Below are 10,030 nucleotides of genomic sequence, written 5' to 3'. Positions count from 1 at the left end.
CGATCCGCTGCAGATCACGCTCGCTCATCGCAATCAATCCCATCTGCAATCTCCGCCGTCATCAAAACCGGGGAGAGAGTGACATTTCTACTTTGCAGAAACAGGACATTCTAACTTTGCGGCTACAGCCATTTGCGGCGTAATCTATCTTATGGAACAGCAGAGCGGTTTTGAAGCTGTTGCTTTTTCGGTTCTAATAACCTTTTAGGACAACAATCGTCCGAAACCGGCGTGAACGGTCATTTAGCTGTCGCGTTCTCGCGCTACATCGAAGTGTAGCGCGTCCTTTCACCTGCACCGCAACATGCCACTCAATCTCAGTTTGACATCGTTGCCGCCAGCGACGGCTGGTTTGATCAGCGCCGGTTCGTCCGGGAACCTCGGCGATGAAACCGTCCTTGCGACTGTCGACACGCCGCACTCATCTTGACGCTTTGCTTGAAACCCGAACCGTCGCGGCGGCAGGTCCTACTCACTCAAGAGATCGTCGAATGCGCTGCCCATCCATTGAGAGCGTTGTTATTGACAACAACGCCAGAGTGTTGGTATCAATAACAACATGAAGGCCAGACTGATCGAGAAATCGCGAACGGTGATCAATGACAAGACTTATTTTGAGGTCGTGTTATGGCACCTACCCAACCCGGTTCCGGGCAGCACGCACCCGTTCAAGTATCGGCTGGCCTTCGTTGTGAACGGTTAGTGCGTTCTCCGCTACGACAATGAGCGCGGGAAAGGCGATCACCGGCACTTAGGTAACCGCGAAGAAGCCATCGAATTTACGTCCCTTGAAGCACTTTACGATGCCTTCCAAGCCGACATGGAAAGGATGCTCAGATGACAACTTTGACTGTGCGCTTGAGTACCATAGCGGATGCCAAGGCTCGCTTTGTCGAGGCCGGAAGGCGGGCGCTTGCAGGGGAGACAGCAGAGGCCGCACCTTCGGTCAACTTCACCTCCTACGATGACATGCACCGAGTGCTCGCGCCTTCCCGCCTCGCTATCGTCAAGGCGCTTGCGGGACACGGGGCGTTGTCGATCCGCGAGGTCGCGCGTCGGGTCAACCGCGATGTGCAGGCCGTTCATCGTGACGTGACGACGCTCGTCAATGCTGGTGTCATCAACCGGACAGAGAATGGAATCGAGTTTCCCTATGATCGCATTCATTTCGAATACGATGTGAGCGCCGCAGCGTGATGAGGAGGTGTTGGCACTGATCGGCTACGCGCGTTTCCACCCGCGAACAAACCGTCGCGGCACCGCTCGACGCGCTACGCAAGGTCGAGTGTATCCGCACCTTCGAGGAAACCGCCTCGGGCGCGAACCACGATCGGCCGCCGCCCGGTCATCATGCCCCTGGTCCGATCCAGGCTCTTGGACAGGACCATGCTTTACACCGCCGTCACTCGGACCGTCGAGACCGTGGTTTTGGTCGGGGATCCGGACCTCCTCAACGAGGTCGTCTCCATGGCTCCGAGGAGCCTGGAACGGAACAGTGCCCCGAACTTCGTAACGCCGTAAAAAAGCAACAATGGCCTTGGCACGGCCGCGCTACAGTGCCATTCATTGTTGCAAATCGTCTCCGCATCAAGAGCAACAAACGCCTCAAAATCGGTACAGCAACACCAAGATAGAGGGCGTGACGTCTTCAGCCCTGCCCTGGCGAGCATTCATCCACTCACTCACTCAGCTACAGGAGCCGAAATTGCACTCTTTGGAACATCTAGGCGGTTTGATGGCTGTTGCTTTTGAGGCTGAAACCGCGTGATCGGCGACTGGATGCGCCTTCGAATTCTAACAGGTCGTGAGCTAGATTATTCCTTGTTGCGTTCGGACGGCGCTGCAATCGAGGACTTCCTTCAGGATGAGGCTATCAATACCCTCCATGTGCGCGGTTCCAAAAAGCAACATAACGTTCGTTCGCGGATGTCCATGTCGTCGGGATCAGGCATCTGGCATCCCTTCTGAGGTTACGGCCACTCCTCCTCCTGCCAGTCGCGGGCCGCATGGATGACGCGGACGATCACTACTGCCTCGTCCGTGAGCGCGTAAGCGATGACGTAAGGCAAGCCCGTCACTACCTTCTCGTAAGTGCCAGTCACGCGCCCCGGCCTGCCGGTGGCGAACTCACTGAGCCTGTTGCCCGCGTCCTCGACGGCGTCAACGACCCGCTCGGCTGCATCCGGATTATCGTCGGCGATGTAGGCGAGGATGTCGAGATAGTCGCGGTGTGCGTCAGCCGACCAGACAACGCTCCTCATCCTTGCGCTTTCTTGCGCCGTGCTTCCGCAATTATCTGGCGGGCTTCAGCTATCGCTTGCTCGTGCGGGACGACGCGGCCAGCCTTCACGTCGGTCAGCCCGCGCTGGATGCCTTCAATAATGGAAAGCTCGCGCTCGACATAGGCCGAGACCGCCTCCCCCGCGAGGAAGGATTTGCTGCGCTTCGTCCCTTCGGCGATCTTTGTCAGCTTGGCCAAGGTGTCTTCCGAAACACGGATCGTCATCGTCGCACTCATGCTACACTCTCCGTTGTGTTTACATGTACACACTATAGTACGGCATGCCGGTTGGGGGTCAAGGCTTGGCTGGCGTTCCCCTGATGACAGCCATCGCATCGGCTTCCTGTCAGCACTTCGGCTGCGACCTGCGCGTGACCGGCCTCGCCCACGCCGAGTTGGTGCGCGGCAATCTGGAGCAAGCACTGGTCTGGGCGGGCAAGTCGCTGGCGGCCAATCAACACTACGGTCCATGTTTTTGGATGCTAATCGCGGCCAATGCACGGCTCGGTCGCATTGACGAGGCCCGAAGACATCTCGCCAGTTTGCTCGCTATTTCACCCACGATCTCTCTCGCCAGCATACGCGAAGGTCAAGCCGCCAAAATTCCGGGTCGGATCGAGCCAATCCTGGAAGGACTACTGCTCGCTGGCATGTGCCGAGGCGAATGAGGCCACGACGTTGGCGTTGAAAATCGCTCGTTACTGTTCCGCGACGGGGATCAGGTATATAATTTTTCCGCCAAAAGATTAGCCTTGGGAGGGACCCATGCGCGGGCTGATAGGAAGCGTGGCGATCTACTTGAGCACTCTTGCGATGTCCTACGGCGGTCCGCTTCACGATGCCGCTAAGAGCGGCGATCTAGTATCGCTTACCGCGTCGTTGGATGCTGGAGCGGATATAGAGGAACAGGACAAAGGAGCCACGCCTCTCGTCGTCGCGGTTCGCAGCGGCCATCCCGACGCAGCGGAACTTCTGATCAAGCGTGGGGCCAACGTGAACAAGGAGTCCGCACTTGGATTACCTCTTACCGCTGCCGTCCTGACGGCGTCTCCCGAGCTTGTCCGGTTGTTGGTTGCACGCGGTGCCGATCCCAATGCTGCCGCGCGTGGCGAGCGCATGTTGCATTTCGCGGTCGCCAGTAACTGCCTCGACTGCGTCAAGGCGCTCGTTGAAGCGGGCGCAGACGTCAACGCCATCTGGGTGCGGGGTGATCCCAAGCGCAACCCCTCTATCATAACGCCTTACCACCTCGCGAAACATGACGATCGCGCAGAAATCGCCGACTACCTCCTGAACAACGGCGTCATTGTTCAGAAACCCCAGCCGATCTCAGGGAAACTGGCGAACGGCGATCCGACCAAAGGGGCAGCTTTCTTCGCCTCCAATTGCGCCAATTGCCATGTCACTGGCGTGAAGGACCCGCCAAGAAGGGGCCCGAACCTGTGGAATGTCGTAGGACGCAAGAAGGCCTCGACACCGTTCGGCGGCTACTCCAAAACGCTAATGGCCTGGCCAGGTTCTTGGACTTACGAGGACCTCAACATCTTCATCGCCGGTCCTACGCTCACAACACCGGGGGTAGATATGGACGTTCGTGGCGCGCCCGACGAAGCGGATCGACTGAACGTAATCGCCTATTTGAGAACACTAAGCGACTCGCCTGTTCCGCTACCCTAAGCCGGGTCGATTGGAGACGAAAGATAAGGCGGTCTACGCCGCAGCGTGCAGCTTGAGGTCTTGGAATTTCTCCAAGCCGCCTGAAAGACGAACCTGTCGTACGCAGTACAACCCCCGTTTTCATACGCTTCCACCGCCATCATTTGGTCGACGAAGTTAACGGCGGCTCCGGGTGCTGCTCTCAATTGGGATGAGCTCAACACCAGCAGCCTATTGGAGCGCGAATTTGGAAGCGGCGTCACACGCAGTGCTTGGCGGACCCGTTCGGAATGTGTCAGACCATCAACGCCGTAGAGCGCGAAATCGCCCTGCATCAGATGGTAAACCTTCGCTCGCTATCTCGAAAGACCGATGGCATCCTCGCCCCGAGGGACTACTGCTCGCGGTCATGCGCTGAGGCGCCACGGCTACCGCATCAAAACGAGATCCGCTTTCCAACAGATAATGGTACGATCTTGCTGTCGCCAAAAGCGTTCGCCAGCGCGTTCATGGCTCGCCACCCGGTGCAATGGCCCGCAGCGATGGTGGCAAGGTCGAACGACGCCAACGCTTCGACGGTTGCCGGGATGATCCGCTCGTTCTGTCCGACAAGATGCAGCCCGCCCACGACGGCATGGAGCGGCACACCGGGAAGGCTCGACTTTGCGTGCGTCAGTACATTGATCACGCCCGCATGTGAGCAGGCGCTGAAAATGACCAGGCCTTTCCCGGTAACGTTCACGGCCAGGAAGCGCTCATCCATCATCAGCTCGTCCGACACCCATCCGCTGCCGTCCGTGGACTGCCGATATTGGCCCGGAAATCCCCGTTCGAAAGCGGTCACGCGCTCTATCTCGCCGCTCACGTAAGCCGATCCTTCCAGTAACAGCTGCGGCTCCCTCGTATTGACCGTGGCTGCGCCGAAGGAGGCAAGTTCTTCCAAGCTGGCCACGTCTTCCATGAGGCGCAGCGAGCCATCTTGCCGCTTGAGGGCACGTTTCCCGAACATGTCCGGATGGACGTAGCAGGCGACTGGATTGCCCCCATTGCGGTCCCGGATGAGTTGCAAGGCATAAAGCATCGCTCCGCAATGATCCCAGTGGCCGTGCGATAGAACGATTGCCTCAACACGCCCGAGGTCGACGCCGAGGCGCGCGACGTTCTGCTCGAGGACGCGGTCTTCGGGACCGGTGTCGAATAGTATTGTTCTCGTGGCGCCTCCTTGATGAATGGTAACGAGACAAGCCAGACCGTGGGCCGCGCAACATAGGCATTTGCCGCCCATAATCCACATCCCACGACGACGCCGCTCTATGGCCGCGACCTCCGTCTCCACAAATGAAGGCACCGTGGAAAGATTGTCTGTGAGATTGTCGACAAGCACCCGAACCTCGACGCTGTCAACCGCCATTAGCCCGTTCATCAGACCCTCCGTGCCTCGAAATGTCTGTCGGACTGGTTACCAACCTGTCTACGATTTTATCACCGAATGCGCTGTCCCCCAAACAAGGCATCACGCCCGCGATGAGGCCCGCGCGGGCCTTCACGCGCTCAATACTAGGGACCGAAACAGGAGCCACTCGCCTCGACGGTGCTTAGAGAAGAACGCTAATCGAACCTTGTCGCGGTGCACCAAGGGCTGTTTGCATCTTCAAGGCTGAGAGGCACCGGCGGCTTGTCACTTTATCTGAACCGGTCCCGATTAAGGTCACTCGGTCTTTGATGCCTGCTCGCGATAGCTGTCCGATGCAAGGTTGTCCCCGGCAGCCTTTGCAAGGGTAGCGAGATTGTAAAGCGTGTTCCTGTCGCCCGGCCGATGTCGCAGAGCGGCGAGATAGTAGGTTTCGGCACCGGCGACATCGCCGTTTTCTTGGAGAAGGATCGCCAGGTTATTGAGTGCCTCGACATAGTTCGCGCGTGCCCGAATCGCCGCCCGGTAATGCGCTTCTGCCTGCACACGATCTCGGCTTTCGAGAAACATGGCATAGTTGAAATGAGCTTCCGGAGATTCGGGTGACGCTTTGAGCGCCGCTCGATAGTGATGGTCAGCCCTTACCGCATCGCCTCCTGCTTCGAGGAAAATAGCGTAGTTGTTGTGGGCTTCCGCAAAACCGGGGCGAAGCTGAAGTACCGCTTCGTAATGGCGTTCAGCTTCGATCCGGTCGTTGCTGCGCTCGAAAAGGCCAGCAAGCCGCAACCACGCGTCGACATAATCCGGTCGAAATCTTATCGCGTCTCTGTAGTGCATTTCTGCCTGATCGAGATCGCCCCCCTCTTCGAGCAGAATCGCGAAGTTGTAATGTGCTTCGGGATAGCGAGGCCACAACCGGAGTGCGGCGTTGTACTGATCGGCGGCACCGAGTTGATCACCAGATGATTTCAGCAGTACCCCGAGGTTGTTGTGAGCTTCGGGATAGTTCGCGCGAAGATCCAGCGCCCGCTCATAGCATCGGCGTTCAACTTCCGTGGAATTGCCCTCGCCGATCCGTTGCTGCCCGACTCCCGTGAGGAACCAATCTTCGGCCGTCATCCGATCCTCAGGCCTCGCAGCAAGCGCCGTGTGGTCGATCGAGATAAGACGATAGAGCTGTCGCCTCGGCAGGAAGTCGCCCTTCAACTCGCAAGTCTCCGCCTCCTCAAACTCGTACGCAGGCAGGTCGATCAGATCTAGAATGGTCTGGGTGACGAACAGCGAGTCGGGGGAGGCACAGGATTCAACACGTTTGGCTATATTGAGGACGCGGCCGATCCACGCATCGCTGTCTTCGATGCGCGAACATTCGCCGAAATGGCAGCCAACCCGGATCGGAAGGTCGTCGGCGCTGTCTTTCGTCAAATATCTCCGACGCTGTTTCCAGAACGCAATTAGTTTCAATCCAAAGTGGACTGCGACGTCGGCGGATTCGAATAGAAAAAGATGGCCGTCCCCTGTAAAGTTCTCATGCCGCCTCCCATACTGGCTGGCGAGAGTCTGGGACAGATACCGATACTCGGTGATGACGTTCGTTACCGCGTCGCGCGAGACTCTGTTCCAGACAACCGAATGCCTGACCAGATCGGTGAAAACGGCGGCGAAGTAGATGTCCATGATTCACTTGCCGGAACAACCTGTGAGGTTTCCATCATGCCACAGTATATGGTTGAAAGACATCTGCCTGGCATCACTCCGGAACAGCTTGGCGCAGCAGCTTCCCGAGCAAAAAAGGTCACGGCCGAAATGACCGACCAAGGAACGCCAGTGCGCTATCTACGCTCGACGTTCGTTCCATCGGAGGAAAGATCCTTCTGTCTCTTCGACGCGCCGACAAAGCGTGATGTCGAGGAAGCGAACAGGCGCGCTGAAATACCCTTGGTCCGTATTACTGAGGTGAAGCACATCGCGGCGGAGGACGTCTCGTAGCTGACGCGCAGGACTTCACCAGTGCGCATAGGCGGATGCTTTAGGATCGAAACAGATTTTTGTACTGTGCGGGCTGAGATCTGAGATATTGCGGAGGCGCCGACACCTGCCCTCCAAGAACGGCTGCTGCGTGCCAAGGCCAACGAGGGTCGTAGAGCGCGGCTCTTGCTGCGATGAGATCCGCGTCTCCAGTAGAAACAATCTCCTCAGCCTGAGCAGGCCCCGTTATCCACCCTACGGCTACAACCGGGATCTTGATCTCATTCTTGATGGCCCGTGCAAGCGGAACCTGATCTTCCCAGGCGTCCGAACTCAGCGGCCAGCCGTGGCTGAACACGATGGGATCGCCAGCGCCCCAATCGTTGAAGAAAATTTCTGCACAGACTTTCGTTTGTAGGCGGTGTTTAGACCGCATCTTTCGGATCAGTGCGTGATTGCTTAAAGTTACGCCGCGATGATTGGGCGAGCGTTTCGATGACGAGAGCGGCGAAATATCCGGCATGGGAGGATATGATTTGAACGAGACTCAACACCTGTGGGAGTGGCGCGAGAAGATCGCAAATCTCTACTACGAGGTACGTTCTAGCCCGGACGTGGTTGCTGCCTGGAGGCTTTGGTGCGACACCCGTTCGACCCTGTTTCGCGACCATCCTCAGTCGCCAATTGAATTGGCGGACCGCAAGACGTTCGAAGGGCCGACGACATTTTCTTATGATCCCTCGTTGCGCTTGACTGTACAGCTTGTCCCAGTCACGCCGGAACGGATAACCGTCGCAACAGGAGTGGATGGTGACCTGTCGATGCATGCGTTCTCTCGTACAACGGGGCTGGAGGCCAGATTGGGCGGCGAATTGACCCTTTACTGGATTGAGGGGTACGGCGGTGGCGTGTTCCTGCCGTTTGTCGACGCGACCTCAGGGACCGAGACATATGGCGGTGGCCGATATCTCCTCGACACCATCAAGGGAGCGGATCTCGGAGTTGTCCGTCCAGACGGCGCATTGATACTCGATTTCAATTTCTCCTATTTTCCTTCGTGCGCCTATTCTTCCCGCTATGTCTGTCCATTAGCGCCATCGGGCAATCGACTGAAAGGCGCGGTGAGAGCCGGTGAGCGGCTACCTGTCTCGAAACGATAAGCGCCGGGTCAGAGGCCTTGAATCTCCGTAGCCGGGCATTCAGAAGTCGTGACCGTGCGCGTACTTCCGTTTCGAATAATACCGTTGTGACAGAGATCCTTTACGCGCAACGCCAATGAACGGTATGAGCCGGTTTGAGGCGAGACTGCAGGAGAACGTCGTCGTTAACTGATGAGTTTGTATCCCGAGGGGCAGCGCGCTTTACGAGATCACGACCATTGGTGGAACTATGGCTCCAGATTGGAGGAAACGTACCAATCGAGCTTATCGATTTCACAATCCGTGGTGAGCCCGAGGTAGTTTGCGTAGAACCCGACGATAAGGACTGCTGATTGGAGGCCCCTCGCCTCAGTTATCCCACGAATTGACCGCCGGAACGGTATTTTTTGTTTCCCCCAGTGGAAGAGGCAAGCTGGAGTTCCAGCCTGCCCCTAACCTCACCCATACTGGCAAAGAGAGCAGCGAGAGCTTTCTCGGAAGCGATCGACCTCCGGCTGTTGGGGGTCACGCTGCCACTTCCTTGGCAAGTGTAGTTTTCACCCTTGGAACCACTTCTTCCCCGAATAGCCTGATGCTCTGGACCAATTTCTCATGCGGCATCGTTCCGATGCTGTATTTCAGCTGGAACCTCTGAATGCCAAGGTTCTCGATAACCGGCGCAAGCTTTGCGGCCACCCTCTCCGGTGAGCCGACATACAGCGAGCCCTGATCGATTTCGGCTTCGTAGTCTCTCTCGCTGACAGGACCCCAGCCCCGTTCACGGCCAATACGATCGCGCATGGCGCGGAAATGCGGCCAGAACTCCGCTTTTGCAGCGGCATCGGTCTCGGCGATATAGCCCGGGGAATGAACACCAACGGGAATTGCCGGATGCTTTAGCTGCTCATTGGCGTTACGATATAGATCGACGAATGGCTTGAAACGATAAGGGCTCCCACCGATGATGGCTAGGATCATCGGAAGTCCATATTGCGCAGCACGAATGACGGAATCTGGGCTTCCGCCAACGCCTAGCCACGTCTTCAGCGGGCCTTTCTCGACAAGGGGAAACACGCGCTGACCATTCAAAGGCGGCCGTGTCATCCCCGTCCAGCTAACTGGCTTCTGCTCAAGGAGCTGGGCGAAAAGCTCGACCTTCTCCTCAAACAGCTTGTCGTAGTCGGACAACGAATACCCAAAGAGCGGGAAAGACTCAGTGAAAGACCCCCTGCCCAGGATGACCTCTGCGCGGCCGTTGGACGCTGCGTCGACAGTTGCGAACCGCTGATAAACGCGCACGGGGTCGTCCGAACTCAGCACCGTGACGGCCGAACCCAGCTTTATCCTTTCGGTCACCGTCGCAACGGCCGCAAGAACCGTTTCCGGGCTGGATACCGCGAAATCCTCGCGATGGTGCTCACCAATCCCGAAGAAATCGATCCCAACCTGGTCGGCGACCACGGCCTCCTTGATGACATTCCGGATGACCTGAGCATACGTTTCAGGCTGGCCGTTGGCGTCGTGTGTTACGTCCCCAAAGGTATCGAGGCCGAATTCTACATTTGACTTTGTCAT

Annotated in this window: 11 protein-coding genes and 3 pseudogenes; 8 read left to right on the top strand and 6 right to left on the bottom strand. The window is 57.5% G+C overall.

What is annotated here, in order from left to right:
- Positions 1–559 precede the first annotated feature (559 nt).
- The 4 genes and pseudogenes from IB248_RS31510 (at position 560) to IB248_RS32165 (ending at position 1,521) form a co-directional block, all read left to right on the top strand.
- Positions 560–841, top strand: a pseudogene (locus tag IB248_RS31510) (DUF6516 family protein).
- Positions 838–1,197: a helix-turn-helix domain-containing protein gene (locus IB248_RS02765; RefSeq protein ID WP_192240242.1), complete on the top strand. Its 360-nt coding sequence runs from the start codon at positions 838–840 to the stop codon at positions 1,195–1,197. The pseudogene IB248_RS31510 and the gene IB248_RS02765 overlap by 4 nt, the downstream one beginning before the upstream one ends.
- Positions 1,198–1,207: 10 nt before the next feature.
- Positions 1,208–1,334 (top strand): annotated as a pseudogene (locus tag IB248_RS32340) (recombinase family protein); the annotation flags it as partial.
- 52 nt (positions 1,335–1,386) lie between these two features.
- Positions 1,387–1,521, top strand: coding sequence for a hypothetical protein (locus IB248_RS32165; RefSeq protein WP_281419700.1), 135 nt, complete (start codon positions 1,387–1,389; stop codon positions 1,519–1,521).
- Positions 1,522–1,970: 449 nt separating this feature from the next.
- Here the strand turns inward: IB248_RS32165 and IB248_RS02760 are convergent, their stop codons facing one another.
- Complete coding sequence (locus tag IB248_RS02760; protein WP_192240241.1) at positions 1,971–2,261, bottom strand: type II toxin-antitoxin system RelE/ParE family toxin; 291 nt, start codon at positions 2,259–2,261, stop codon at positions 1,971–1,973.
- On the bottom strand, positions 2,258–2,518 hold the full coding sequence (locus IB248_RS02755) for a CopG family ribbon-helix-helix protein (RefSeq protein ID WP_192240240.1): 261 nt from the start codon (positions 2,516–2,518) through the stop codon (positions 2,258–2,260). The genes IB248_RS02760 and IB248_RS02755 overlap by 4 nt, the downstream gene beginning before the upstream one ends.
- An 83-nt stretch (positions 2,519–2,601) precedes the next feature.
- Here IB248_RS02755 and IB248_RS02750 point away from each other — a divergent pair, with 83 nt between their 5' ends.
- On the top strand, positions 2,602–2,949 hold the full coding sequence (locus tag IB248_RS02750; RefSeq protein WP_192240239.1) for a hypothetical protein: 348 nt from the start codon (positions 2,602–2,604) through the stop codon (positions 2,947–2,949).
- 97 nt (positions 2,950–3,046) lie between these two features.
- A complete protein-coding gene (locus IB248_RS02745) occupies positions 3,047–3,958 on the top strand; it encodes an ankyrin repeat domain-containing protein (protein ID WP_192240238.1) in 912 nt (303 codons plus the stop codon).
- Between the two features lie 415 nt (positions 3,959–4,373).
- Here the strand turns inward: IB248_RS02745 and IB248_RS02740 are convergent, their stop codons facing one another.
- Entirely contained in the window at positions 4,374–5,360 is a 987-nt protein-coding gene (locus IB248_RS02740; RefSeq protein WP_246779182.1) for an MBL fold metallo-hydrolase, read from the bottom strand.
- Between the two features lie 285 nt (positions 5,361–5,645).
- Positions 5,646–7,025 (bottom strand): tetratricopeptide repeat protein, encoded by a 1,380-nt coding sequence (locus tag IB248_RS02735; RefSeq protein ID WP_192240237.1) that lies wholly within the window; start codon positions 7,023–7,025, stop codon positions 5,646–5,648.
- 36 nt (positions 7,026–7,061) lie between these two features.
- Between IB248_RS02735 and IB248_RS02730 the strand changes: the two genes are divergently transcribed.
- Complete coding sequence (locus IB248_RS02730) at positions 7,062–7,337, top strand: DUF4242 domain-containing protein (protein WP_192240236.1); 276 nt, start codon at positions 7,062–7,064, stop codon at positions 7,335–7,337.
- A 40-nt stretch (positions 7,338–7,377) separates the two neighbouring features.
- Here IB248_RS02730 and IB248_RS02725 read toward each other — a convergent pair.
- Positions 7,378–7,629: pseudogene (locus IB248_RS02725) on the bottom strand (oxidoreductase); the annotation flags it as partial.
- Positions 7,630–7,837: 208 nt separating this feature from the next.
- On the opposite strand from IB248_RS02725, the gene IB248_RS02720 reads away from it, so the two are divergent.
- Positions 7,838–8,476 (top strand): DUF1684 domain-containing protein, encoded by a 639-nt coding sequence (locus tag IB248_RS02720; RefSeq protein WP_169684305.1) that lies wholly within the window; start codon positions 7,838–7,840, stop codon positions 8,474–8,476.
- Positions 8,477–8,980: 504 nt separating this feature from the next.
- On the opposite strand, the gene IB248_RS02715 is transcribed toward IB248_RS02720, so the two are convergent.
- Positions 8,981–10,030 (bottom strand): LLM class flavin-dependent oxidoreductase, encoded by a 1,050-nt coding sequence (locus tag IB248_RS02715; protein WP_192240235.1) that lies wholly within the window; start codon positions 10,028–10,030, stop codon positions 8,981–8,983.

This window comes from Rhizobium sp. RHZ01 (genome assembly GCF_014851595.1).
Lineage (GTDB): Bacteria > Pseudomonadota > Alphaproteobacteria > Rhizobiales > Rhizobiaceae > Rhizobium > Rhizobium altiplani.
This window is presented reverse-complemented; position numbering and strand designations above follow the sequence as displayed.